Genomic DNA, 23,138 nt, shown 5'->3' on the forward strand with positions numbered 1-23,138 from the left:
AATTCAAGCCATAGAAACCGTTAGTACCTGTTCATCTGTGTAGGTATGTGTCCTAATTTCAGAGACTCTTCCACCTTTAAATTGGACACGTCCTCATCGTGAGTTTCATTCAATACTCGTCTGACATCTTTTTCATTTCGTGCAACCACCAGTGACTCGAAATAACCACCTGTCGCAATACACCCCATAGAATAACTAGTTTTAAATATTCTCATTTACAAGCTCCCTTTTCATTTAACTTTATTTGTCTACTGCACATCACTTTTTCGCATTCAGATAACCCAAGCAATAGGCCGTTATGAAAATCAGTCCTGCTGAAAGATAAACGGTCATTCCCTCACCTGTCTTCCTTCATGAAAACCAACCAATGTGTCTTGCTCCTACGGTTCCCGAACAATGGCTTGTAATCGATAATGTCCAAAATCTCCTGTAGTGCGATTTGGTCTTCATTCCACTTGAAAATTAACGTTCCGTTAGGCCTCAAAACTCGCATGCACTCGTTGAATCCTTGTTTTATGTCGAACTGCCAAAGTTCATCGAGCTTTCCATACTTCTTGGCCAACCATGAATCTTCGCCTGCCTTTATCAGATGCGGTGGATCAAAGACGACCAAGTAAAAAGACTCATCGTCCAAAGGCATTTCGCGAAAATCTGCTATCAAGTCAGGTTTCACTTCTAAAGTTCTGCCATCGCATAACGTGTCCAAAAGTTCCCGATTGTCCATAAACAATACATCGGAGTTCTGCTTGTCGAACCAAAACATTCGACTGCCACAGCAGGCGTCTAATACTCGTGCCACATCCTCACCCCACATGTTTTAAGTAATGCAGTACATACCCCTTATCGCTTTTCACCTGGTCGCAATTCAATTTGAAATCGTCATAGGGAATCGATTTCCTGCCACCCCTCTTGGCGTCCTCCCAAGCCTCCTGTAGCCGACCGAACGGAAGAAGGAATACTTCGTCGAGTTTTGTAAAAGAGACAAGCAGGAAGGCGTGTGCGCCTTTTTGGTGCCATGATTTAAGTAAGTCGTATTGATGCTCCGAGATATTGCTGAGTGGAAAGTTCGTCCTGATAGATGTTTCCTTTGCGTCAAATACAATGGTCCGGCTATCATGAATACCCACGTAATCGACCCACTCGCCTTTTTGAGTGTGACCAGTAATCCTGTTGCCCTGCTGTCCTATGATTTTTACCGGCGTTGGGATCTTACGAATATCAGCCACGCCCTTATTGCGATACTGATTGTTGGTTAAGTCGATTAAATGTTCCAGACCAGCCCCGCGATTAGCGTGCGATCTGCTGTATGTTTTTCTCATCGTGCCATCCGCTCCTGGTAAGCAATTTCCTCATCGATCGTCACTTGCCTTTTCAAAAACTCCGCTTCCGCTTCATCATGTTTTCGCTTGCATACGGGACCAAATCCAACCGCAATGCTTTTCGGCGTTTTCAAGGGTTTGTTACACCGTTTGCACGTCCCCATTAGATCGCCCTCCCTATCGGTATTCCGACTTTATTCCGCTGAACAGCTGGCTTGTCTCGCCATTCGAGCCGCCAACCGTCCTGCTTCAGATCATAGACTTCCTTGCTCGTTAAATGACCATGAATGACTAACTGCTGCCTGCTGACTCGTTTCGACATTGTCGTGAGCATTTCCGCACCTCTTTTCAGTCGTCTTTATCATCCTCAACTTCCCGCATGATTTGGTGATGAAGATTCATGATGTCGCCATCCGAAATGATTAAATCCACTTCTTCAAAGTGCTCATCCCCTGCACCAACAATGAATCGCTTGTCAGTAACAACTGTCTTTCCCATGAACAGATATGCTTTTAATCCTCGCTTCATTGCCACTCCCCCTAAGCCCTTTTCTCCCGCAATTTCTTATGCAGCTTTTTGATTTCACCTTTCAAATATTTGACCTCTTTGTCCGTGCTAGGCTCCAAGCTTATATTCATCACCTGCATGAGCCGCCGTAACTTTGCAACACTAATTGTTTGTTGGTGATTCAAAGCGTGTTCAAACTCCTGTTTGGCTTGGTGGTACTTCAAAGTCATCACCTCTGAACTAAGTCGGATTCTTTTACAAAAATTCCGTTGACCATTTCCCCTTTACGCCCGGCAATCTCGTCATATGCATACTGCAAGCAGTCTTGAAGTTCCAATCCATGTTGCTGTCCTAGAATAATTAGAGTGACCACTACATCGCCAATGCCATCAATTAAAGACAACTTATCACCACGAGCTAACGCTGCAGCCACTTCGCCCACTTCTTCCGATACCTTCAAGAATTGCTTGCTTGAATCTGCTTTGTCCAAACCCTTTTCGATTGACCACTGCTCCACTTGCTTAATTAATTGATCCACTGTCTTCTCTCCTAACCCATAATCCCGCTTTATTTACTAGCCACCTTAAATTTGCTGTGCTAATCGTTACGGTTACATCCCATTCACTTAAAAGCGATACTTCTTCCAACTGCTCCAAGACTTCAACATCCTTTTGCTTTCCGCTGTTTTTCCGACCTCGCTTTTCCACTCAAGATTCCTCCCGTTAGTCATCTATCGTTTGGCTCAAAATGGCAAATCGTCATCCGACACTTCGACTGGAGCATCATTTACAAACGCTGTATTATTCGGCTGCTGATACTGCTGTGTGTTCGCTTGTCCGGATGAACTATTCGACTGTTCCGAACGGTTCCGCGGCTCAAGGAACTGCACGCTGTCGGCAACCACTTCGGTTAGGAACACCCTTTTTCCATCCTGTCCATCGAAGCTGCTCGTTTGAATGCGTCCTTCCAGTCCAACCAACGACCCCTTATCCAAAAAGTTAGCTACATTCTCAGCAGTTTTTCTGAATGTAACGACATTCGGGAAATCAGCTTCTTTTTCGCCTTGTTGATTAGTGAAAGTCCGATTGACCGCTAGGGTGAATCGGCAAACCGGAACACCACTTTGGCTATACTTGATTTCAGGCTTCTTTGTGAGACGGCCAACCAACACGATCCGATTAATCATTCAACCACCGCCCTCTTCTGCCGTTTCGCAAATACACCTTGCATCATTGCAATGCGCTCCTGCTTGAGAACATCTTGCATGACTTCTTTTTCTCTTAGCACCTTTTGCTCATACGGCACTCCAAACGAGGTCAACAAGCACTTGCTATGACAATATAGGTCGGCTCCACGATGCCAGACTCTTTGTCCTTTGCGAATGACCGACTCACATTGAGGGTTGGAGCATACTGTGACTGCATTGCTCATTTGCCATCTGCAGACCGAGTAAATAAGCGATAAATACAGTCGATAATTCTTTTCCGCAATCAGCGATACAACTTGCTGTTTCACCATCAAACCATTCGCAATCAGTATTGTTGTAAGCTGTCCAAACTCCCATGTTTGCAAAATGAGAATGGTCACTCCAGTTCATCGTTGCGAATATCAACTCGTCGTATAATTCCTTTTCAACTCCCTCAAGATGGTTAATACTATCAACGTCACACCAGTCAATAAAATGGTTACTAATTTGCTCCCTTGCAAGCTTGTCATTAAAATCCCACTTCTCCCGAGAGCTGCATGATAGTTTTCCTGTGAAGTAACTGAGATTCACGTCACTAAAGATTTTAATTGTCGCATTCCGTGTCAAGTCGTACACTGCATTGCCAATGTCACCCGAGATAAATAACTTATTGCCGACCATTACGTATTTGACCGCATACATGGATGTTCCAGGCTCTTTCCAGTCAAGAATTGTTACACCTTCATGCTCGGTAATTTTTGCTACGTGATCCTTAAACCAATTATTGCGAATATGCTCGCGTTCTTTTTCGATTCTCTTCATTGCGCCACCGCCTGTTCAACCGCCAGCATGCTGAGCAACGTGTAGTAACTCTCTTTCTGCAATGGCTCACCTTTCAAATTTTCATAGATTCCAAGTTTGTTGAGGTCCCTAATGATGATCTGCTTCTCCGTCTCACGACTGTGATTTACCTTCCGACCAATCATGCCGTCATCCCCTTTCGTTTATGTTTTGCCGCTTCGATTTTTTCGTATAGCTCATTAAGCTGTGCATCCAGTTCCTGCTTGCTGTACTGCTTTGTCGGTTGCACGTAGTAGATGCTGCCGCTTTGAATCCATTCAGGCATTAGAGGCACCCCGTTTCAGTGATTCCTTTAATTCATGCAATTCGGCATAAATACTTCCATGACCGTTTTTGTGAATCATGTTCGACCACTCCAGCTCTTTAATACGCTTGTCTTTGTCTTTCAAATGACGATTCTTTTTGGCAATCGTCTCTTTCAGTTCAGTCTCTAACTCCTGAGCTCGTTCGGCTTGTTCGATGAGCCATTCAAGTTCTACATGGGTAGATGAATACATGCCGCCGTGAAGCCTAGCATCATCTATCTGATACTGGATATGCGCCAACCGCTCCGCATTCGTTTCAGTTGTCATGGCATTCACCATCTTTCTGACAATCTTCACACTTTAAATTGTCATAAGCGGGATCTCCTATATAGACAGTTCTTTCGCAATCCAAGCAGACGTAATGAATAGGCATCATTCCTCCCCACCCCCAAACTCGATGAAGGACTCTGCGGGGAAAAAGCCGATAAGTTTTCCTTTAGAATAGTCATCCCTCAGTTGCACAAGATCATTTCCCTCTACTGCTTTTCGGAAAATATAATTACCAAGAAGACCGTAATCACCTACGTGAAACTCCCCAACTTCTCGACCAATCCTCGCCCACACTCTGCGTTCCTGTTCGGCTTTGATTTCTTCGGGAGTTAATTTTTTTACAATTTCTCTCTTGAATGCAAAGGCTTCGAAATTAGAGCCGTTCCAATATCCCCACACTTTGCTTCCTTCGACTTTCGTGACAATCCCGATGTTTCCGTGATGTTCTTGAAGCCAATCGCCTTGCTCATATTCTTCCTCGACTTCGTAGCCGCGATATAACGCTTCAGCTACCTTGGATGCCGGCCAGTCAACTATGGGGCTGTCTGGTCGCTTCTTATGCGGTTGAATATCAATGGCGTAAGCAATTTCTTTCTCATTTTTGTAACGATCCAACCAATCTGCCTGCCTTTGTGTAACCTTCACTTTTTCAGTCATTCCGCATCCCCCTATTCTCCAAATAATATTTTCTCGAATTCTGCATTCTCCGTGTCTGCCTCTAGATCCCTTATGGATTCTTCGGGCATGTATATCTCCATTGCCATCTTGTTGATTCGCTTATTCACACGGCCGCCAGGATAAATATTTTCTAAGCCCTCAATCGTTACATTAGATGTGAAGATTGTCGGCTTATTGTTTTCCAGTCGATAGTCCATGACATCGTACAGAATGCCCTCTTCGAAGCTAGTTGCGCCTTTCAACGCCAGATCATCCACGATTAACAATTCGACCTTGCGAAACGTCCCCACCACATCGGCAGCATTCGTCTCTTTTGAGCCAAATGTTTTCTTGACCTGACTAATCAAATCCGCTGACTTGATAAAGGCAATGTCTGCCGCATACAGCTTGACCAATGCGTTTGCGATACTGGACGCGAGACGTGTTTTTCCCGAGCCTTTCACTTGGCTGTACAAGTACAACCCCTTGCCGTGCTCCTTCATAATCGGATAGTTTTCAACAAAGTTGACTGCTGCCTTTTTAGCAATTTCAGCTATTTTCCGGTTCTCATCGACTTTGTAAAGCGAGGTATCGAAGGACTGGACAGTCGCTTTGCTAAAAATTAGCGGAATACCGGACAAGTCAAGCTTCTTGTCGATTTCACGTTGCTTGCGTTGTTGCTGATAACAATCACATTCTTTCTTGCACTCGTCCATCACGTTCTTTTCGTGACGCTTCGACCAATCTTTGATCCAGATGAATCCCGAACCATCGCATTTTTTCAAGGGACATTTGTCAGAAGGAACAGTTAGTATCTCGATCGGATTCGATTCCAGCGAGTCTCTTACGTCGTTCATTCGCTGCATCAATCTTGGATTGGATTGCATCATTTCCTGCAATACTTGTCCTATGTGTTCCATATCCGGCTGCCTCCCTTTCGTTTGCGGCTTCATGTGCTTCGACATCTCTCGCTGTTTTCAAATTCCTGCTTTTCCAATTCCGCAGAATCCCATTTAGATAATTAATTAACTTTTTAGGTCGAGCTTCTACGGATTTTTTCAGAGCTAGCAATACGAGTTCTGAATTGTTCTCGTCAACCATGCACTGAAATTCATCAGCGATGTGAGGAATGATTGGCCCAACGTTTTTTTCATAAAATCTGATGATCTCCCCGAAACCTAAATCGACAACGACGGACGACCGATTATTTTTTCTTGGTGTTTCAGGAGGAACTTCTGCAACATCTATTTCCGCTGCATGTTGTTGTTTACTTTCCTCTTCTTTACTTTCCTTTACTTTACTTTGTGTACTTTCTGCATCATTTCCTTCGACTACTTCCCCATTAATGTCTACATTTACTCGATTAATGTTCGCATTAACTATTTTGGAGTCATTTATTAACATATATTGGTTGACGACCGTAATGTTTTTTCTCCTTTTACTTGCTTCGAAGTAACGCTCTTGAATACCATGAGAAGTTAAAATCTTATAAGTTTTGAACAGCTTTTGATCAAACAATCCGTACTTAATGCAATCATTTACTATGTCATTGAGGGCATTAATGTCTACATTTACTCTCCTGCTGAACAGTAATTGTTCCATTTCAGTCCAGTCGTAGTAGTAGCCTTCCTTGTAAATTCGCATCAATAATTTGATCACTACTGCAAATCCAGTTGTTCCATGCAAGGCTTCGACCAGCTGGATCTTGTCATCCTGGTCGATGTCCACGTCTAACGGAAAGTAGTCAAGGCCCAGCTTTTGTGGTCTCGCCATTACAAATTCCTCCTTTTAGTTAAGGCACGTATACAAGCTTTCCTGTAGCTGCCTGTACCTCTCGTTTGAATAACTCTTCATTACTATTACTGTCTGATAGATGCAGCAGGTGGATCTCCTGCACCTCAGATAAGTCGTTAGCCTTCAAAAAGACCAATAGATTTTCTAAACTAAAATGCGACTGCATAACTCGATACATTAGAAACTCTGGAATGCGTCCACTCTCAACATTTTCATTAAGGATTCTTTGTGAATAATTACACTCAATCATCAAGTGAGTCAGTCCAGGAAACTTGTATTTGATGTAATACGTATCAGTGGCAAACAGTAGTTTCTCACCGTCCTGGTTCGCAATTAGGAAGCCGAATGGCTCTGCTGCATCGTGCTGTACGTCAAACGGCAATATAGTCCATGTACCAACCTTGAAGGTCTGCTTGCATGCAACAGGTCGTATACGATGGTGCTGGATGCCGATAGCGTCCGCTGTGCCTTGGGACATATAAATGTCTAGTCCACGATCAGCAACGTCCTTCACTGCCTTGCAGTGGTCTTTGTGCTCGTGTGTGACTAATACGCCTGCAAGATTAGTAGTATTGAAATTTAGTGCCTTCTGGATCGATTTGAATTTGATGCCACACTCCAAGAGGAGCGAGGAATGGCCGTCCGAAATGTGGTAGCAATTCCCCGTACTTCCTGTTGCGAGTGTCTTAATCTCAATCATTAGAAACCAGGCTCAGCTGACATAGTTTGAGCAGGCGTTGGTTGCTCATTCCGAACCGGAACGGGAACGGGTTCGGGTTCAGCTTTTGGACTTTCTGAAGACGGTTCAGCGGTGAAGTCCAGCACTTCCTTGTTTGCGTTTTGGTCAATCTCATGTTGAGGATTGATTTCTTTTCGTTCACGTTCTTCATATTCGTTTTCAGTAGTGTTGTTGATTGACTCAATGAGTAGATCGCTGTCATCACTCGTATTGATGAATGCTTTTGCTGCACGATTGATAACGGTACGTTTCGCCATTTCTTGCGGGAATTTCTTGTGTACCGCTTGGCTTGTTTTGGATTGTCCCCAAGACACTTCAATTTCCTTCCTAGTCATCGCCGTCATGATTTCCTCATCATCCGCAGTCTGAATCACTGCATACGCTCCAACTACTTCTTTATCACGATTTTCAAAAGCCGTTTTATGACTAATTAACTTTTCACGGCCTCGATCGTTCTCGTATTCGAAAACATCATCTTTATAGATTACGTTTGCCCAAATGTCTTTCACACCTGTCAGTCGTTTGAGAACTGCTTGCGTGCCAAAATAGGAGCGCAGTAGCTGTAATTTATTGCCGTACACTACGAAGTAGCATTGTGTTTTCGCCGGGCTTAATCCTTGCACAACCATGTCCAGTAGCGCATTAGCCACTGATTCTTTCGTACAAACTTCTAATGCAGGCTTACCGCTCTTGTCTGTCACTTCTTGTAGTTTGAAGAATGCGCTCTTCAAGGCGTTGCTGTGGCTGTAGTTAGGAGGGAGTGCAAGTCCCTCCGACTGTAACTCGTCGATTTTCTGATTTACTGAATCTGTGATGTCGCGCTGAATGATTGCTAGTTGATTATTTGACATCAGATAGCCTCCTCATTGATATATTTGACCACTCTTTTACCTGCATGGTCAGATAAGATATTCGCTGTAATTCCAGCACCTTGGTATTCATTGCAGAATTCCGTAAAAGCCTTACCTAAGCCAATTTGAATTTGTTCGTCAGTGACATTAGAAATTTCAATTACCATTACATGTTTCATTTAAGCCACTTCGCTTTCTTTACTTGACTGACTCTCAACCCGCAACTGCTTGTCCGGCTCGGAAACTACCAAACTAATAAGCTGTGAATCTGTATCAATCAATCTAGTGACAGCCTCTGCGTTGTCGACAAAAATAGGAGCCTTAATGCCGAAGTGATCAGTAAGAGTGTTGATGATGTCGATTCCAACGTTGATACGAGCAGCGTTGTTAAGACCGGAACTGTATGGTACGCCCTCGAACGTCGTCTCACATACTTCCTGCAGACCGCCGTTGATTTGCGTGTCGAATAATTTGAAGCGTGCGTATTTGAATTTCGAATTGATTTTTTCAGTAAGCAACTCAACTTTTGAACGGATAAATTCTTCTGTCAGGAAGAGTTCGCCTTCAAGTTTTTCGTATTCGGTTGCCAGTTCTTTTTGTTGTTCTTCCAGTTCAATAATCCGCTTCTTCGCTGCTTCGGCTTGTGCTTGTTGGGCAATCAGTGCATTGAGTTCGGCACGTTTGTGACGCAGTTCAGCGTTACTCTTATCAATGTCCCCTATGGCATCCTGTGCGTTCGCCTGTAACTTCTGAATGTCCGCTTGAATGGAAGCCTTCTCGTCCAGTTTGGCGAGGTATTCCGGACTGTCTGTGACGTCCTTCACATTGGCTTGGAGTTCTGCAATCCTTGCTGTCAATTTCTCAATTTCTTTTTGTTTAGCGACTGCCTGATTGTCCATCTTTTCGATTTCATCTGCTAAGCTTTGATTCTCTTCAGACAGAGCCTGACTTTTCGCTGCGCAATCCTTGCCATCCGTTTGGATATCTTCCAACAACTTCGCTTTTGATAGATTAAAATCACTCAACGCTTTATCGCGTGCCTCTTTTAATTGCTCTTCCGGAAGTTCTTGACCGCATGTAGGGCAAGCGCATGCCTCTTTATGATCAAACGCCCTTGCATTGACAGCAGCCCATTTTTCACGAAGACCAACCCGGTCTTTCTCGTACACCGCAATTCGCTGCTCATTCTGCGTCTTTTGCCGCTCGATATTGCCTTTTCTAGATTGCAGTATAGAGAGATTTGACTGTTCCTCCTGCAGCTTCACTTTTAATTTGTTGATTTCAGTAAGCGAATCAGATTCAAAGTTGCGCTTAATCTGCTCGATGTCCATGTCCACTTGGCGAAGCTTCTGCTGACGGTCAACGATGACGGCTCCATTACGGATGTTATTAATCAGCGTCGCGTTTTCGTCGAGTTTTGATTCAATCTCAGTGACTTCATCGGCAATCACTTTTACATCAGTCGTTGTCTCAGGGATGGAGTTCTCGACTTCGGAAATCCTCACCGGAATACGCTCTAGTTCTTTGTTGATTTCTGCCCTACGTGAAGCAATCACCTTGCGATGGTCTTCAATCGTGCGACCTTTCAATATAGCAGGAAGTCCTTTGAGACTTGGATTGAATGAAATGATATCTTCCTCTTCAATGTCACCGCATACTTCCAGTAGCGCCTTCCGTCTGTCTTGCCATTTCATTTGTTCGTTAAAGAACAAGGGGTTTGTCAACAACTTGAATACTTCTTCTTTGACGATGGAACCAACACGCTCCTCGTATTCCTTCTTCTTAACTGGAACGCCATCAATTTCATGGTCTGTCTCATGACCGGTGAATTCTTTGATTGGAGCACCGCGTTTTTTTGTCCATCTTTCCTTGTAAACTTTTCGAAGGCTTAATGGAAGACCGTCGACCGTGAAGTCGGCAGACACCTCGTGTTCCAGATTGTTGATCTCCTTGCCGGCGTCCAGTGTCTTAATAGCGAAGTCAGCACGGTTGTTGCTGTCCTTACCGAAAAGGAGCCAAAGGAATCCATCGAATATCGTCGTCTTTCCAGTACCGTTGTCACCGTAGATTTTCAGATCGGCGCCGTTCATGTCCAAGTCCAGTTTCTTGATGCCTTTGAAATTGCGAAGTTTCAATGTTTGCAGTTGAATGTTTTTCATTATGCTTCCTCCTCACAGTAATAAATCTTTTCAAGTGGTTGATTATTTTTAAAGAAACCTTTATCAATACATTCTTGCCATTCATTTTCGGTGTAATGAAATGCCCAATCCCAACCGAAGTGTCTAACCATCGATTCTCTAGCAGCATCTGCCGTAATTGCCATAATGATTTGGTGCCGTTTAGTGTATGGATGATTCTGTCCAAACGTGAAATAGTGTTTTTCCAACTTGTACCCTCCTTGTCATTTGGGGGGTTCTGCGCTAAAATAGCTGTAAGTAAATGAGGCAGAACCCCGAATCCGCTGCTACCAACAGCGGGTTTATTTTTGTTCTAATTCCTTTTCTACTTCTGCGGTTGTTATCTCGTGATGGCAATCAGCGCATCGTTGTGTGAATCCAATACCTTCGCCCATGTATTCGCCACAAGCTTCACAAAACACTCCATCAAGAGTCATTTCAGCGTACTCACCCATTAGATCGCCTCCTCAAATTCATTGATTACCGCTGCTTTCCGGATTCCATAGACACTGATGTTGTTACCGTATTCGTCTTCGAATGTCTTTGCAGCAGTTGCCACGCTGTCTGTGGCCGTCATAACGAAATACGATTCGCCTTCCATTGGAACGACTTCCCACCGGAATGATTCAATCAATTTCTTCACCTTCTTTCGGCACTCGCCGTGGCTCCCAGTCTTTGATTTTAGACTTCAGAGCAACATGGCATTCGACACAGAACGATCGGTTCTCAATCCATGCGAAGTACACAACTTCTCCCGACTCAAAATCGTTCCTGCATTCACCGCAATACGTTGATCTAGCTGGTTTCATTTGGTCTGCCTCCTTCCCAACCGTTCTACGAGCAGATAAAACATGACGATGTAAGGTAGAACGATGATAATGATGTCAACCTTCTCTTTTAGCGTCAGCATGTTATCACCCTTTCTGATGGATTGAATCCCATCAAGAAACGCCGGGGCTAATGGGGGGTGGACGATAAGTTCTAGGGAGGAACTCTACGTCTTGCCCCGACGCTTCTTGACAGGAGCCAAAGCTCCCGACATGTGTTATAATGTTTTTAGATATCAATTTTCGTTCAGCCGATTGACATTGCCGTGTCAGTCGGTTTTTTTATGCACAAATTTTATTGAATGCGCATTGACTCCCATTGCAGATAGTTTCGCTAGTAAATAGCTGAAATTCCGCTCGTCTGTCTTTGCGTTTTTCATGACGCGCACCCTTTGCATGCATTGGTATAGATGTGTGATTCGCGCTGTCGCTTCATTAACATTGTCTGTCCATATGCACCGCTCAATTGCTTCCAGCTGTTTAAGTGCCATGCCTTTTAATTCAATTACTTCTTCAATGTCTTCCGACTTGTAATCTTGTTCTCTCACAACAATCCTCCTAGTCTTATAAAGCCGATTACTCCAGTTCCAATAGTCGATAAGATACTCGCCAAAATCGTTACACCATCGACACCTAGCAAATATGCAACCAACACATCTTGGGAATTCGTAACCGTCGCCCATTTTTGTAATAACGTCATTCCTGGGTCTTTAACGCTATTCTCATACTTCGATATGTCAGATTGATTCACGTGAAGCGCAAAGGCCAATTCTTCCTGACTCCAACCTTTTCTTTCTCTGCATGCTCGTAAAATTGCACCGTTTTTCATCCTCTTCACCCCCTTATTCCAAATTGGAATACTCTTTATTTGAGGGCTGTTGTACTCTATAGATGTAGCTTCCAAATTCTCCGCAACAACAACCACTTAATCTACTTACTGAAACCTCTTACCTAGCCGGGGTCCCTCCCCCGGCACTCCTTACGCTGCTCTACGTGGTATCCATGCCTCCACATATCTCAAAGTTGCTTGCAAATCTTTCCGAAGAACATCTTTATATGAAGCAACTCCGAACCGGTCTTTGATTTCTCGATAGATTTCTCTAAACAATTTAGGTCGTTCAATCGGATCGGGCGATATTTCATACACCCTCTTACCTACCGCTCTTTGCAGTCTCCGCTGCATGCCGTAATCAAGAGTCATTTGGTTATCAATCTTGTCTTCCAACAGCTCAACCTTACCTTTGATTTCTTCTACTTCTTGAGCTGTTTCGAGCGTGAGTTGCATTGATGCCATGAGTTGTTCTTTTTGTGAAAGCACTTTTGGCCTTTGCAGTTCCTTCTCCATTTCTTCAAAACGCGTGACGTATTCTGCCGTAAACAAGACTCCCTTCTCACCAGTCATCTTGTTGGCTACCATATCGCACCCTTTCCTTGTAATAAGGAAGCAAGGCCGAACCTCTTTCTTGGCATCCTGATACGTATGCGGTATGAAGAAATCCAACGAGCGCAATCCTGCGCCGGTTAATATTCCGATGTAATTCCTGATTGTCCGAAGCAATTCCTTATGCTGTTGATCTACCATTTCAGCTACTAATCTACTTTCCGTGACAAGTTGACCTTCCATTGAAATAACCTTGAGTTGATTCATTGAGCATCCTCCTAGCTTCCGTAGTTATAAACCAAATCGTAATTGCTCCGTTTCTTAATCCATTCCAGCATCTGATCCGTAACAATCTTTGCATGTCCAAAATCATGAGTGACAGGAAATCCTTGAATTTTTGTTGCGCGGTAAACTGTGGTGTAACTTACACCAAGCAACTCTGCTGCATCTTGTATTGAAAGCAAGATTGGTAGTTGGCGCTCTCGCAAAGCTTCCCCTACCGCCTTTTTTACTTCGCTTCCAATGATTTCTTGTAAATCTGCTGCGTTTACTAGAGTTACTTCTGTCATTCTTCTCCCACCTTTCCTCTTGTCCTCTCACACCCATCAACAAGTGCCCGACGTCTTGGCGTGACCTATTGGCGCGGCTCGCTATCGTAATTGATAGGTCTTGGCCTGCTCCGCTCTTTCGGATGCTTGTTGAGAGGTGTGAGGATTTGTTTGTTTAAATCAAATTGCTCTTTTGTTATTATTGATAAGTTTTTTATCATTAACTTCTAAAAAAATATCCGGGAAGAGTTTTCGCATACTAACACCGAAAAAACTTTCATACTTAATCATTGTGGGGAGTCCGGCATTAACATCGCCTTTCTCTATTTTCCTTACATATACAGCTGAAATACCTAGATTATCAGCAAGTTCTTGTTGTGTAAGGTTCTTCTTTAAACGAAGTTCTTTAAGAAGTTTCCGTTCCAATTTTAGCACCGCCTTTTTGATAAGTTTTGTATCACTAACCAAACTATACATGATAAGTTTTTTATCGTCAACACATTTATGAAAAATATTTTATCATTGATACAAATTTTATCGCATAATGTCTATAATGGAGGTGGATTGAGGTGCAAATGACAATGAGCGATAAAAAAGTTCTCGGCAGTAGACTAAAGAAACTCCGTGGTAAAATGACTCAAGAAGAAGTATCGAAGAGACTTGGTCTATCACGCGCAAGATATTCGCATTATGAAAACGACAGAGTAGAACCAGACACTGAGTTACTTAAAAAAATTGCTGACTTTTTTGAAGTCACAACCGATTATTTAATTGGTCAATCAGACGACCCGCGAATGACTGCCGATCAAGAATTCGAAGCATTCGCTAACGATCCTGAACTTGAACGTTGGTATAGGGAGTTGCCAGAAAGCGATGAGGAAGATGTACGTCGACTTCGTGATATGTGGGAGATTATGAGAAGAGATAAGAGGTGATTTTTTATTGAATACCTTAGCCTTTTTACTATTAATTATCAGTTTTATATCACTAGTTGTTTTTTCAATACTATGGTTAGTTAAAGCTATTATCAAAAGTCATTACTCGAAAAAGAAATACGCTATATGCACATCAGCATCGTTTCTTTTAATTGTTTTCTCTATTGTATTAGGTGTTATGACGAATGATGGTGAAAGAGTCCCTTCAAAAATTGCTTCAGGAACAACTAAAACGGAGATTGATCAATTGAAGATATTAGATAGCCACAAAGACGATGAACAATTAGACTCTGCACAGGAAGTAAATGATTCACAAAAGCTACAAGCTTTACCCAAAGAGAAAGATAACAAAGATGAACAGAAGAAAGAACAAGTAGTGACAAATAAAACGACCGAAAATACAAAATCTGAGTTAAGTATTCAAGATCGCGCCAAAGATGCAGCATACAATATATTTAAATTTGGCGACGATGCTATTGACGAGACAGTTCAAATTGTCGAATTGGATGAGGCCGATATGTCACTTTCCATCACCGTCAAAGGCAAAGACGGATGGACTGATAAATCAATTGGATACGGCTTTTATGAAGACTCTATTTCGCTTTATAGAGAACTATCAAATATAGAAAGTTTACAAGAAGTTTGGATTTCAATCACTTTCCCTATGCAAGATGTTTACGGCAATGTAGAAGATGAGGAAGTGATGGGAACCTGGATGTCTCGGGAGACTATGAATAAGGTAAAGTGGAACACATTTAAAACTGAAAATCTATTAGACGTAGTTGACGGTAAAAGAATTTATCCGCAGTTTGTCCAGTAGAAATATCAAGCGCACTAAATACTTTCATTTTTTAGGGGGGAGAATTATTAATAACTTGGTTAAAAAGATCTTACCAACTTTGGTTAGTTTAATTCCCTGGATTCTCCCTTCTATAGGTTGGCAATTAAAATTGATAATTACACTATTCATTCTAATTATTTTCGGCATTACATACTTTATAGCAATTTCTTCAGAGTTAAAGAGAATCAAAAAAACACTTGAAGAAAAAGAAATGGAAAACGAGGATTTAAAAACTCGAAAAAATAAGCTGAATGAGAAGTATATAGATGAGCTGAAAAGACGTGAAAGCCTTGCGAAAATGTACGGAAAATGCGAGCAAGATTCAGACAGCTTCATTAGCGATGTCCGATCGGCAAGGCAAGACCTTTATAACATCTGGTTATTATTCAATCAGATTAAAACAAGAAAAAACGCCGAAGGTGTCGCTGAGTTGAAACGTATAACAGATAAAATTGATTCTATAATAGAAAGGGAGAGTAATCATGGGAGAGAAAGAAGTATTTAGAGTTATTAAAGTTGTCGATGCTTATCATCTAGTAATTAACGGTGGATCTAGCCATGGGCTTTCCGAAGGCGACGAAGTAGAAGTTTTTGTTAAAGGTCCTCAATTGACCGACCCTTTTAATAACGACGAACCATTAGGAACACTCGATTACATCAAAGAAATATTAACCATCGAAAATGTATATCCTAAATTCTCCATATGCGTGAATGAGATTAGGGAAAAAGTAGAAAGGCCTTCTTCTGTTATGCTAGCTAGTTTCGGAGCATTTGCACCACGAACAGAGTATAAATATAGTCACGCTCGATTAAATGTTAAAGAAGAAGACATAACCGGCGGCTTTCCTGAACATGACAAAAAAATCCTTATCGGGGACACAGTTAGGTTGCACAGAATTTAATAGTATTCCGGTTCCCACTCACCTTTATAAAAGTCCTTCTCTAATTTCTTGTTCAATATTAACAATGAAACTTCTTCATTATATGAGTGCGCGCATTTAGAAGCTTCCTTCAAAAGAGTTATGAGCAGTTGATGTTCATGAATCATTTGATTAAAACATTCGTCTGAAACCGAACTTGTCGACAAAAACTTTTGTATAGCTTCTACATGAGTCTCTAATTTATCCAAAAGCGCAACGCCGCGAAGGAACCGAGATTCATAATACAAAGTAAATGGTTTTTTAATCTCTTTCATATTTAACCAACCCCTCTTTTTAAATAGATTATAGAATATGCAATACCAGAAGTCCAAATCAATCATTAGCCTGTTAATAGGCTTTTCTTTTAACCGCAAAACAGAACATATGTTTCAAATACAACTTAGTAGGTGATTATCATTTACGTTTACAGCCACTTAGAAGATTATATCATCGACCTATACAAGGAAATAGGAATAAGCCGCCCTAGCCAACTGAATATAGCTCTTATCGCAAAAAGATTAAACATTATCATCTACCCTATTGGTTGGACAAGTGAAGCAATCTATGTGAATGGCCGCCAGTATATCTATCTCAATAAGCATTTAACAACGGAACAAAGATGGCAAGATTTTGCTCACGAGCTTGGACATATACTTCGCCACTCAGGTAACCAAAGGAAGTTGCATCCCCTCTTTGTTGAGTTGCAAGAATGGCAAGCAGATAACTTTATGTATCATTTTTGTGTACCTACATTTATGTTGCGTCGAATTAGACTACCACCTGATAAGGATACCGCTATTTGTCTAATAGCCAGAACTTTTAATGTCGAGTTTGAATTTGCTGAAGAACGATTAAAACGATATTTAAACAAACTTGATGCAAGTAATTGCCATTACAAAATAAAACAGTCGGTTTGAAAGGAGAAATTAGCTATGTATTGTAGAACTTTAGATAATGGTAAGTGGGTTTGCACCGTGGACGCTACCCCTAACCCACTGACAGGAGAAAGAAGACAAGTCACACGACGTGGATCTACGAAAAAGGAAGCTATGAAACGTGCGCAACATGCAGCTGATGAATTATCGAAAGAAAGACAAGCAACACAAAGATCTGTAAAAGAGGTATATGAAGAGTGGTTGGAAGTGTACAAAGAGACTGTTAAAGCCTCTTCAGTAAAAACTAGAATGGTAGCAATGAAGCCTTTTATCAACAAGCACGGAAAACATTATATTAGCAAACTACAAATTAATGATATACAAAAATTCTTGATTGAACGTCGTGACACAGGCATATCGTATCACCATCTCGCAGGAACGCGTACATCTATTAATTTGATGTTTGAGTTTGCAATTAAAAATGACTATATCGAGAAAAATATCGTTAAAGATACGATTGTACCGAAAGCGAACAAGACATCAAAGTTACTTATTAACGCAAAGAAGAAATACCTTGAAAAGGATGAGATTCAGAACTTCCTGGCAGGTGTCAAATCATCCGGCAGAAGGAACGCCTATCCCTTAGCCCTCACAATGCTTTCTACGGGCTTACGTGTTGGTGAGTCATTAGCGCTCACTTGGAATGATATCGATCTGGACAAGCGTGAATTAGTGATCAGCAAGACATTGTTTGAAAAGCCTGCAGGCGAAGGTGGTTTTGAATTCATGCCACCGAAAACCGAAGACTCCAATCGCACGGTATCATTTAACCAGGAGTTGGCAGAGGTATTGAAAAAAATGAAGGTCCAATACAATAAAGAAAAGTTGATTGGCCTACGTGATTCCAAATCAGAGTGGCGTGATTTAGTATTTACCGGAAAGCATCAACAACCTATTCGCGCTGTAACGATCAGCAACGTTTTTAACAAGATATACAAAGCTTATGGCATTAAAAATGTTAACGGTACACACATATTGCGCCATACGCACATCACTATGCTTGTTGAAGCTGGTGTGGATCTTCCTGTCATAATGGAGCGTGTTGGTCACTCCAACATAAATATCACCTTGGACATTTACACTCATGTTACGAAAAAAATGCAGCAGCAAAGTGACGATAAAATCAACGAGTATTTCCTCCAATTTATCTAAATCAAAAATAAATGTGGTTTTTCTGTGGTTTTCTGATTGGCTCAACTGCCGTTTAATCCCTACAAACATTGTAGTTGAGCCATCTTTGGTTTTGCGCATTTGAAATGATCATCATTTCAATTAACGTAAAACCTTTTTGTGATTTTATCGTAAACATTGGTTTCCTCCCTTAAAAAGTGTTAAATAAATCGTATACGGGTAATAGTAGCGCTAAATAAGCAGCTAAAATACAAAGCGCTAAAATCGTAAAAAGGGAAGGCTGTAACAAGGACAGCCACTTTGTTAACTCCTCTTCTATCGTTTGATGCAGGTGGTCACTGTAGATCAGCAACTCTTTCCCTAAGTGTCCTGTATCTGCACCATGTTTCGCATAAGCACTTAATTCTTTACGTAAACCATTGGTAAGTCGAATCGCTTGGTCAAATGGTTCTCCATAAATGACATAGCCTTTTAATACTTTAGCCATTTCACTTACTAACACATCCACTTCTTGATTTGCGAGTATTGCGAGTGCATCTTGCATGGATATGCCGGAGTCTAGAAGACTACCTATTTCACCGGCAAAGTCCCTCGTCTTAATTTTAGAGATTAGCGAACCAATAATAGGTAGTTTCATGATGAAGAGTATCTGCTTCGCTGGCGACATTCGGCGATAAAAGACCAACACGACACAAACGACGAAAATTGTAGTGATACTACTCGCAATAACAATATCCGGCATTTTCGAAACAATGATGGGTAATACTGAAACGAGTCCAGTTGCATCATCATTTCGAGTCATGGACAACAGTTGCATGTTCGGCAAGAAGTAATTTCTAAAAGCTACTAACAACACCGCCATGAAAAAGAAGAGTACGAGTGGATACAAAAGAATGCTTTTAAGTTTCTTCCTTCGTTGCTCTACCATTTGCAACCGAACTGCAATGCCTTCTAGCGCTTCCGCTAATCTTCCGTCTACTTCTGAAATGACGATTGGCAAAAGGATACTTTTCGAAAACCCTAAACGGGAAAGAATAGTAGAAACTTCCGCTCCTTCTTTTAAGTCGTTTTCTATTGAACGTAGCAATTCATCGTATTCTTTATGGTGGTGTGGGATTAACAAAATTAGACCTTCATGAAACGTGTAACCTTCCTTCAGCAAGCTGGCTAAACGTTTCAGAAAAACCGATTGATTGATAATTTGTTTAGTCGGTTGGCTGATTCGTCTGAGTACGTGTTTATTCATAGAAGTCCCGCTTGTCTGTTGAGTATTTTTCCATGACGGCTTCCAATCTGATTTCAGGAGGAACAGCTACCTTTTCTCCATTCACAATACTATCAGCCATTTTTTCTAACAATGCTCCTTGTACAATTTCAAAGATTGCTTTCGTTTGGCCATTCGGTTGTTGAATTAAACGCTGCGAAGAAATACAGACAATTGTTTGCCTCAATTCTTCCGCCGTAATGCCGAAGTCCATCAAACGGAAAAAACAGCCTTCAGGATCTTTCGCATGCACTGTCGTTAACACGAGATGACCTGTCAGAGACGCTCCAACTGCCGTTTTTGCGGTTTCAGCATCTCGGATTTCACCAATCATAATGACATCTGGAGAATGTCTTAAGATTGCTTTTAGTCCTGCCGCATACGTCATGCCAGATTGCTCGTTCACTTGAATTTGCAACAAGTGGGAATGATTATTCTCAACGGGATCCTCCAATGTGATAACGTGTCTCTCCAATTGATTGACACAATGTGCAGTCAAAGAATAGATGGTTGTCGTCTTTCCGCTTCCTGTAGGACCCGTCACTAAAATAAGCCCTTGTCTTTTTTGAATGGCTGTTAGCAGATGTTGGGCCCAAATCGGATCCATACATAACTCATCTAAACCGACAATATTATCATGTTTCTGTAGTCGTATGACCACACTTTCTCTAAGGTGTACTGAGGGAATGGTAGACACGCGGAAAGAATAATTTTGTCCATGAATTTTTTTATGAAATGAGCCACTTTGAGGTTTTCGTTTATCACTTATATCGAGAGAGGAAAGGAATTTGTAAAAGGAGATCATCCGTGCTGCTAAATGCGGGGGATATGTGTCAAATTGGTGTAGTTTGGAATTTTTCTTGAAACATACATCATAGTGGTCTTGCATAGGAACAAGGTGGATGTCGGTTGCTTCATTATGAATGGCTTTTTCCAATAAGGTAAAGCACTTGTCCTCAATGAAGTTATCTTTCTTTTCCATTGAACACCCCTCTTTCTATAGATGTTAGGCCGCATAACACCTTAAATTGAGTATACGGACAAACAACGAAAAAGTGAATAGTTTGACGTAAGTTCAATTTTTGGAGGCTAAAATGCAGGCAAATTCCGTTATTGATGACTGCTAATGTGTTGTGTCGATTATTCGCAATCCATTGTTTTGTCACAATGTCGATTTGATAAGAGTTTACTTTTGCCGTTCCTATCCATTATAATAAATGAGAGAAGTTTGTATTGTTTGATGGTAAGGAGGGACGCACTTATGGATAACATGTTCAAGCTATGTGGTTTTTGGACTGGTATTTTCGCTGTCATGTTTTTTGTCGGTGGGATGATACCAGCTTCCGTCATCTTCATCGCTAGCACTATTTTCTTCCTGTTACTTGGATTCTTGAATCTGACTGAGCGTATGTATATGTACATGTTCGGTGCTTACTTGATGATTTTCATGGTAGGATTCAGCTACTATGCAACATTCATTCACGTACCAGGTGCAGGACACTAATGCTCTAAGCAAAAAACAGCCCTCCGGCTGTTTTTTTAATTCTTTAAAATCCATTCAAAAAGGGATTTTGATCCTTTTCTTCCCCTGGAGTCGTCGGTAGTCCGTGACCGGGGTAAATGATCACTTCATCATCCAGTGATAATAGCTTTTCGTGGATAGAGTGAAGCAGTAATTGTGTATCTCCTCCCGGCAAATCCGTTCGACCGATACTTTGTTTAAAAAGCGTGTCTCCCACAACCGCAATTTGGGCATCATGAAAAATGAATGAAACGCTTCCTGGAGAATGTCCTGGAGTGTGGCGCACCTCAAAACGAAATGGACCGATTTTCATTTCCCCTTCTTCCAAGAAATAATCAGCTTTTTCGTTACGAACAAGCGGCAAACCAGGGTATCTGGAAGAACCGTTCAAAGCAGGCTCCATTAGCCAATCCTTTTCCGCTTCATGAATGTACACCGGAATTTGGTAAGTGCGTCGAATTTCTTCAACAGCACCAATGTGATCGAAATGTGCATGAGTTAAAAGGATCGCCAAAGGTTTTCCTTGCAACTTTTCCAATTCAGTTCGTATTTTTTGCCCTTCCTCGCCAGGATCGACAATTAAGTATTCTCCTTTATCATTTCCTACAAAATAACAATTTGTTTGAATAGGTCCAAGTGGATAAGTCTTTATTTCCAACATCCTATAACACCTCCTATAAATGATAGTAATGAATTAATACGCCATTTTCAAACAATCGTCACTTATAAACCTCGACAAATTGTTTAGGAAACAGTACAATGGAAGAGGAATAATTGCTAATTCGGCATTCATTTTTTCTATGTTGAAAGGAGTGTCTTCCGCATGAACTTATTAATGGTGATTTTTGGGCTCGTTGCGATCCTATCTGTTATCGGTACAATCCAAGGATTCAAAGAGCGAAACGTACTTAGTATCGTGTTCAATGTTGCTTCTGCTGTCATATTTGGCGGCTTTACAATTGCAACAATCGTATTCCAAGGATATCCACCAGTGCTCGTACATTGATGAGCCAAGCATAAAAACATCCTCTGTCACATTTCTACAGAGGATGTTTTTATTTTGTAAATTCAATCCATCGGTAACGCTTGCTTGTCTCCATGTCTACAAGCTCTTCTGACGTATGATCAATTAAACATTTATTTCCTGAAGGTGAACATTTCAACGGTGCATTATCGAGATCATGTAACTTCTTTTGTAACTGACCTTCAGTAATCAAATAAAGGCTATACTGTCCAGCCAAGTCATCTAGTTGACCTTCTTTTTCGCCCCCCGTTAGCACGACAGTCGTTTCATTAATCCATTCAATTTCAGGAACTACCCACTCTGAATAATTGCTTACTGCAGGCATTTTCCATTCTGTAAAATCAGTCCGATTTGCCGACTGCAGTTTATACGTATAGAAGCCGTCAACCGGTGCTTCGACAAAAAGAATGGAGTCCTTAAATGTATCCATATAAACAATATGGTTTTCACTAAGCATTTCTCTTTCGCCAGTTTCTACATGAACCCTTTCCACACGCGCTCCATCCAGTGGATGATCATTCAACTTGGCTGCAACAATATGTTTTTCACCAAACCACTTCGGAAAAGGATCCTCCACATTGACAATCTTTAAATCTTCAAGATGTCCGTCAAATGCAAATATATCAAAGGACCAATCTTCATGGAAAGCTGTAAAAAGGATTTTTTGAGGGTCTATCGAATTCCATTGTACTTCTAACTCTGTCGACGCAATTTCAATTTCATGGAGCACTCGACCATCCAACGACAGCATCTTTACAATTGCAGCATCATACTGATCACTCGTATGAATTAACAAATATTCCTGCGATGGGTGAACCCAAACATTTATGACAAATGCGTCATCTTCAAAGATAACTTTACGTTGTCCCGACTCAATATTGAAGCTCTTCACTTCGTATTTGCCTTCATTTTTTTCAACATACAAAATTTCGGTATCGGTAAGCCAATCAGCAATAAAATGAAAAACGGAAGGATCTGCTTGCAATCGCTGTTCTGCGACTTCATTAATAATTTCTTTATCCTGTTCAATTTTTTCATCTTCGGTTATCTTTTCATCTAAGTTGTCGGTTGTCTTAGAACACCCAGCAAGTAGTACGCATAATAAAAAACAGATAGATGCATATTGTTTCACAGCGACCCTCCT

General features: G+C 41.4%; 42 protein-coding genes. 8 read left to right on the forward strand and 34 right to left on the reverse strand.

The annotated features are described in order from the left end of the window. Positions 1–337: 337 nt before the first annotated feature. The 28 genes from ACVHUV_RS14455 to relB (ACVHUV_RS14590) all read right to left on the reverse strand — a co-directional run bounded on the left by ACVHUV_RS14455 (position 338) and on the right by relB (ACVHUV_RS14590) (position 13,857). Complete coding sequence (locus tag ACVHUV_RS14455) at positions 338–763, reverse strand: class I SAM-dependent methyltransferase (protein WP_462086920.1); 426 nt, start codon at positions 761–763, stop codon at positions 338–340. Positions 764–803: 40 nt separating this feature from the next. Continuing rightward, complete coding sequence (locus tag ACVHUV_RS14460; RefSeq protein ID WP_462085077.1) at positions 804–1,319, reverse strand: Holliday junction resolvase RecU; 516 nt, start codon at positions 1,317–1,319, stop codon at positions 804–806. Further along, positions 1,316–1,483: a DUF6011 domain-containing protein gene (locus ACVHUV_RS14465; protein ID WP_462085078.1), complete on the reverse strand. Its 168-nt coding sequence runs from the start codon at positions 1,481–1,483 to the stop codon at positions 1,316–1,318. Before ACVHUV_RS14465 ends, ACVHUV_RS14460 begins: the two co-directional genes overlap by 4 nt. Next, positions 1,483–1,653 carry a hypothetical protein gene (locus ACVHUV_RS14470; RefSeq protein WP_462085079.1) on the reverse strand — a complete coding sequence of 57 codons (171 nt, stop codon included), beginning with the start codon at positions 1,651–1,653 and terminating at the stop codon, positions 1,483–1,485. The genes ACVHUV_RS14465 and ACVHUV_RS14470 overlap by 1 nt, the downstream gene beginning before the upstream one ends. Positions 1,654–1,667: 14 nt before the next feature. After that, positions 1,668–1,847, reverse strand: a complete 180-nt coding sequence (locus ACVHUV_RS14475) for a hypothetical protein (RefSeq protein ID WP_462085080.1) — start codon at positions 1,845–1,847, stop codon at positions 1,668–1,670. Between the two features lie 208 nt (positions 1,848–2,055). After that, positions 2,056–2,364: a MazG-like family protein gene (locus ACVHUV_RS14480; protein WP_462085081.1), complete on the reverse strand. Its 309-nt coding sequence runs from the start codon at positions 2,362–2,364 to the stop codon at positions 2,056–2,058. Beyond that, on the reverse strand, positions 2,348–2,533 hold the full coding sequence (locus ACVHUV_RS14485) for a hypothetical protein (RefSeq protein ID WP_462085082.1): 186 nt from the start codon (positions 2,531–2,533) through the stop codon (positions 2,348–2,350). Before ACVHUV_RS14485 ends, ACVHUV_RS14480 begins: the two co-directional genes overlap by 17 nt. A 35-nt stretch (positions 2,534–2,568) precedes the next feature. Beyond that, entirely contained in the window at positions 2,569–3,012 is a 444-nt protein-coding gene (gene ssb / locus ACVHUV_RS14490) for a single-stranded DNA-binding protein (RefSeq protein WP_462085083.1), read from the reverse strand. 204 nt (positions 3,013–3,216) lie between these two features. Further along, the gene (locus ACVHUV_RS14495) at positions 3,217–3,834 is read right to left on the reverse strand and encodes a hypothetical protein (RefSeq protein WP_462085084.1); all 618 of its coding nucleotides are present in this window, start codon (positions 3,832–3,834) and stop codon (positions 3,217–3,219) included. Beyond that, a complete protein-coding gene (locus ACVHUV_RS14500) occupies positions 3,831–3,998 on the reverse strand; it encodes a hypothetical protein (protein WP_462085085.1) in 168 nt (55 codons plus the stop codon). The genes ACVHUV_RS14495 and ACVHUV_RS14500 overlap by 4 nt, the downstream gene beginning before the upstream one ends. Further along, positions 3,995–4,138, reverse strand: a complete 144-nt coding sequence (locus tag ACVHUV_RS14505; RefSeq protein ID WP_462085086.1) for a hypothetical protein — start codon at positions 4,136–4,138, stop codon at positions 3,995–3,997. The genes ACVHUV_RS14500 and ACVHUV_RS14505 overlap by 4 nt, the downstream gene beginning before the upstream one ends. After that, a complete protein-coding gene (locus ACVHUV_RS14510) occupies positions 4,131–4,445 on the reverse strand; it encodes a hypothetical protein (protein WP_462085087.1) in 315 nt (104 codons plus the stop codon). The genes ACVHUV_RS14505 and ACVHUV_RS14510 overlap by 8 nt, the downstream gene beginning before the upstream one ends. Before the next feature lie 105 nt (positions 4,446–4,550). Then, positions 4,551–5,105 (reverse strand): hypothetical protein, encoded by a 555-nt coding sequence (locus ACVHUV_RS14515; RefSeq protein WP_462085088.1) that lies wholly within the window; start codon positions 5,103–5,105, stop codon positions 4,551–4,553. A gap of 11 nt (positions 5,106–5,116) precedes the next feature. After that, positions 5,117–5,962: an ATP-binding protein gene (locus ACVHUV_RS14520; protein ID WP_462085089.1), complete on the reverse strand. Its 846-nt coding sequence runs from the start codon at positions 5,960–5,962 to the stop codon at positions 5,117–5,119. Next, positions 5,901–6,878 carry a Lin1244/Lin1753 domain-containing protein gene (locus ACVHUV_RS14525; RefSeq protein WP_462085090.1) on the reverse strand — a complete coding sequence of 326 codons (978 nt, stop codon included), beginning with the start codon at positions 6,876–6,878 and terminating at the stop codon, positions 5,901–5,903. Before ACVHUV_RS14525 ends, ACVHUV_RS14520 begins: the two co-directional genes overlap by 62 nt. A 19-nt stretch (positions 6,879–6,897) precedes the next feature. Continuing rightward, positions 6,898–7,599: an MBL fold metallo-hydrolase gene (locus ACVHUV_RS14530; RefSeq protein ID WP_462085091.1), complete on the reverse strand. Its 702-nt coding sequence runs from the start codon at positions 7,597–7,599 to the stop codon at positions 6,898–6,900. Next, positions 7,599–8,489: a recombinase RecT gene (locus tag ACVHUV_RS14535; protein WP_462085092.1), complete on the reverse strand. Its 891-nt coding sequence runs from the start codon at positions 8,487–8,489 to the stop codon at positions 7,599–7,601. The genes ACVHUV_RS14530 and ACVHUV_RS14535 overlap by 1 nt, the downstream gene beginning before the upstream one ends. After that, the gene (locus ACVHUV_RS14540) at positions 8,489–8,668 is read right to left on the reverse strand and encodes a hypothetical protein (RefSeq protein ID WP_462085093.1); all 180 of its coding nucleotides are present in this window, start codon (positions 8,666–8,668) and stop codon (positions 8,489–8,491) included. The genes ACVHUV_RS14535 and ACVHUV_RS14540 overlap by 1 nt, the downstream gene beginning before the upstream one ends. Further along, positions 8,669–10,648, reverse strand: coding sequence for a hypothetical protein (locus ACVHUV_RS14545; RefSeq protein ID WP_462085094.1), 1,980 nt, complete (start codon positions 10,646–10,648; stop codon positions 8,669–8,671). Then, the gene (locus tag ACVHUV_RS14550) at positions 10,648–10,875 is read right to left on the reverse strand and encodes a hypothetical protein (protein ID WP_462085095.1); all 228 of its coding nucleotides are present in this window, start codon (positions 10,873–10,875) and stop codon (positions 10,648–10,650) included. The genes ACVHUV_RS14545 and ACVHUV_RS14550 overlap by 1 nt, the downstream gene beginning before the upstream one ends. Before the next feature lie 93 nt (positions 10,876–10,968). After that, a complete protein-coding gene (locus ACVHUV_RS14555) occupies positions 10,969–11,121 on the reverse strand; it encodes a hypothetical protein (RefSeq protein ID WP_462085096.1) in 153 nt (50 codons plus the stop codon). Further along, the gene (locus tag ACVHUV_RS14560) at positions 11,121–11,300 is read right to left on the reverse strand and encodes a hypothetical protein (protein WP_462085097.1); all 180 of its coding nucleotides are present in this window, start codon (positions 11,298–11,300) and stop codon (positions 11,121–11,123) included. The genes ACVHUV_RS14555 and ACVHUV_RS14560 overlap by 1 nt, the downstream gene beginning before the upstream one ends. After that, positions 11,293–11,475 (reverse strand): hypothetical protein, encoded by a 183-nt coding sequence (locus ACVHUV_RS14565; RefSeq protein WP_462085098.1) that lies wholly within the window; start codon positions 11,473–11,475, stop codon positions 11,293–11,295. Before ACVHUV_RS14565 ends, ACVHUV_RS14560 begins: the two co-directional genes overlap by 8 nt. A gap of 287 nt (positions 11,476–11,762) precedes the next feature. Continuing rightward, the gene (locus ACVHUV_RS14570; protein WP_462085099.1) at positions 11,763–12,041 is read right to left on the reverse strand and encodes a hypothetical protein; all 279 of its coding nucleotides are present in this window, start codon (positions 12,039–12,041) and stop codon (positions 11,763–11,765) included. Further along, positions 12,038–12,322, reverse strand: coding sequence for a type II toxin-antitoxin system RelB family anti-toxin (gene relB / locus ACVHUV_RS14575; RefSeq protein WP_462085100.1), 285 nt, complete (start codon positions 12,320–12,322; stop codon positions 12,038–12,040). Before relB (ACVHUV_RS14575) ends, ACVHUV_RS14570 begins: the two co-directional genes overlap by 4 nt. A 150-nt stretch (positions 12,323–12,472) precedes the next feature. Beyond that, on the reverse strand, positions 12,473–13,141 hold the full coding sequence (locus ACVHUV_RS14580; RefSeq protein ID WP_462085101.1) for a Rha family transcriptional regulator: 669 nt from the start codon (positions 13,139–13,141) through the stop codon (positions 12,473–12,475). Positions 13,142–13,152: 11 nt separating this feature from the next. After that, positions 13,153–13,443, reverse strand: a complete 291-nt coding sequence (locus ACVHUV_RS14585) for a helix-turn-helix domain-containing protein (protein WP_462085102.1) — start codon at positions 13,441–13,443, stop codon at positions 13,153–13,155. A 159-nt stretch (positions 13,444–13,602) separates the two neighbouring features. Beyond that, positions 13,603–13,857: a type II toxin-antitoxin system RelB family anti-toxin gene (relB, locus tag ACVHUV_RS14590; protein ID WP_462086921.1), complete on the reverse strand. Its 255-nt coding sequence runs from the start codon at positions 13,855–13,857 to the stop codon at positions 13,603–13,605. A 140-nt stretch (positions 13,858–13,997) separates the two neighbouring features. On the opposite strand from relB (ACVHUV_RS14590), the gene ACVHUV_RS14595 reads away from it, so the two are divergent. Genes ACVHUV_RS14595 through ACVHUV_RS14610 form a run of 4 tightly spaced genes read left to right on the forward strand, consistent with a single transcriptional unit; the run spans position 13,998 to position 16,100 of the window. Continuing rightward, entirely contained in the window at positions 13,998–14,357 is a 360-nt protein-coding gene (locus ACVHUV_RS14595) for a helix-turn-helix domain-containing protein (protein ID WP_462086922.1), read from the forward strand. Positions 14,358–14,364: 7 nt separating this feature from the next. After that, a complete protein-coding gene (locus ACVHUV_RS14600) occupies positions 14,365–15,177 on the forward strand; it encodes a hypothetical protein (RefSeq protein WP_462085103.1) in 813 nt (270 codons plus the stop codon). Between the two features lie 55 nt (positions 15,178–15,232). Next, positions 15,233–15,703, forward strand: a complete 471-nt coding sequence (locus ACVHUV_RS14605; protein WP_462085104.1) for a hypothetical protein — start codon at positions 15,233–15,235, stop codon at positions 15,701–15,703. Further along, the gene (locus ACVHUV_RS14610; RefSeq protein WP_462085105.1) at positions 15,681–16,100 is read left to right on the forward strand and encodes a hypothetical protein; all 420 of its coding nucleotides are present in this window, start codon (positions 15,681–15,683) and stop codon (positions 16,098–16,100) included. Before ACVHUV_RS14605 ends, ACVHUV_RS14610 begins: the two co-directional genes overlap by 23 nt. Here the strand turns inward: ACVHUV_RS14610 and ACVHUV_RS14615 are convergent. Beyond that, positions 16,097–16,393, reverse strand: a complete 297-nt coding sequence (locus ACVHUV_RS14615; protein WP_462085106.1) for a hypothetical protein — start codon at positions 16,391–16,393, stop codon at positions 16,097–16,099. The genes ACVHUV_RS14610 and ACVHUV_RS14615 overlap by 4 nt on opposite strands. 132 nt (positions 16,394–16,525) lie before the next feature. Between ACVHUV_RS14615 and ACVHUV_RS14620 the strand changes: the two genes are divergently transcribed. After that, positions 16,526–17,035 carry an ImmA/IrrE family metallo-endopeptidase gene (locus ACVHUV_RS14620; RefSeq protein ID WP_462085107.1) on the forward strand — a complete coding sequence of 170 codons (510 nt, stop codon included), beginning with the start codon at positions 16,526–16,528 and terminating at the stop codon, positions 17,033–17,035. Positions 17,036–17,050: 15 nt separating this feature from the next. Next, complete coding sequence (locus ACVHUV_RS14625) at positions 17,051–18,205, forward strand: tyrosine-type recombinase/integrase (RefSeq protein WP_462085108.1); 1,155 nt, start codon at positions 17,051–17,053, stop codon at positions 18,203–18,205. Positions 18,206–18,257: 52 nt separating this feature from the next. Here ACVHUV_RS14625 and ACVHUV_RS14630 read toward each other — a convergent pair whose 3' ends face one another. From ACVHUV_RS14630 to comGA, 3 genes are read right to left on the reverse strand one after another with little or no spacing between them, the layout of a single operon-like run. Further along, positions 18,258–18,362, reverse strand: coding sequence for a prepilin-type N-terminal cleavage/methylation domain-containing protein (locus ACVHUV_RS14630; RefSeq protein WP_462085109.1), 105 nt, complete (start codon positions 18,360–18,362; stop codon positions 18,258–18,260). 12 nt (positions 18,363–18,374) lie between these two features. Further along, on the reverse strand, positions 18,375–19,430 hold the full coding sequence (gene comGB, locus ACVHUV_RS14635; protein WP_462085110.1) for a competence type IV pilus assembly protein ComGB: 1,056 nt from the start codon (positions 19,428–19,430) through the stop codon (positions 18,375–18,377). Further along, entirely contained in the window at positions 19,423–20,430 is a 1,008-nt protein-coding gene (gene comGA, locus ACVHUV_RS14640; protein WP_462085111.1) for a competence type IV pilus ATPase ComGA, read from the reverse strand. The genes comGB and comGA overlap by 8 nt, the downstream gene beginning before the upstream one ends. 279 nt (positions 20,431–20,709) lie before the next feature. Between comGA and ACVHUV_RS14645 the strand changes: the two genes are divergently transcribed. Next, positions 20,710–20,952 (forward strand): DUF2626 family protein, encoded by a 243-nt coding sequence (locus ACVHUV_RS14645; protein ID WP_317942143.1) that lies wholly within the window; start codon positions 20,710–20,712, stop codon positions 20,950–20,952. Positions 20,953–20,995: 43 nt separating this feature from the next. On the opposite strand, the gene ACVHUV_RS14650 is transcribed toward ACVHUV_RS14645, so the two are convergent. After that, positions 20,996–21,631, reverse strand: coding sequence for an MBL fold metallo-hydrolase (locus tag ACVHUV_RS14650; protein ID WP_462085112.1), 636 nt, complete (start codon positions 21,629–21,631; stop codon positions 20,996–20,998). A 162-nt stretch (positions 21,632–21,793) separates the two neighbouring features. Between ACVHUV_RS14650 and ACVHUV_RS14655 the strand changes: the two genes are divergently transcribed. Continuing rightward, the gene (locus ACVHUV_RS14655; protein WP_317942145.1) at positions 21,794–21,976 is read left to right on the forward strand and encodes a DUF2759 domain-containing protein; all 183 of its coding nucleotides are present in this window, start codon (positions 21,794–21,796) and stop codon (positions 21,974–21,976) included. 49 nt (positions 21,977–22,025) lie between these two features. Here the strand turns inward: ACVHUV_RS14655 and ACVHUV_RS14660 are convergent, their stop codons facing one another. Beyond that, positions 22,026–23,126, reverse strand: coding sequence for a YqgU-like beta propeller domain-containing protein (locus ACVHUV_RS14660; protein ID WP_462085113.1), 1,101 nt, complete (start codon positions 23,124–23,126; stop codon positions 22,026–22,028). Between the last annotated feature and the right edge of the window lie 12 nt (positions 23,127–23,138).

This window comes from Sporosarcina saromensis (assembly GCF_054901285.1).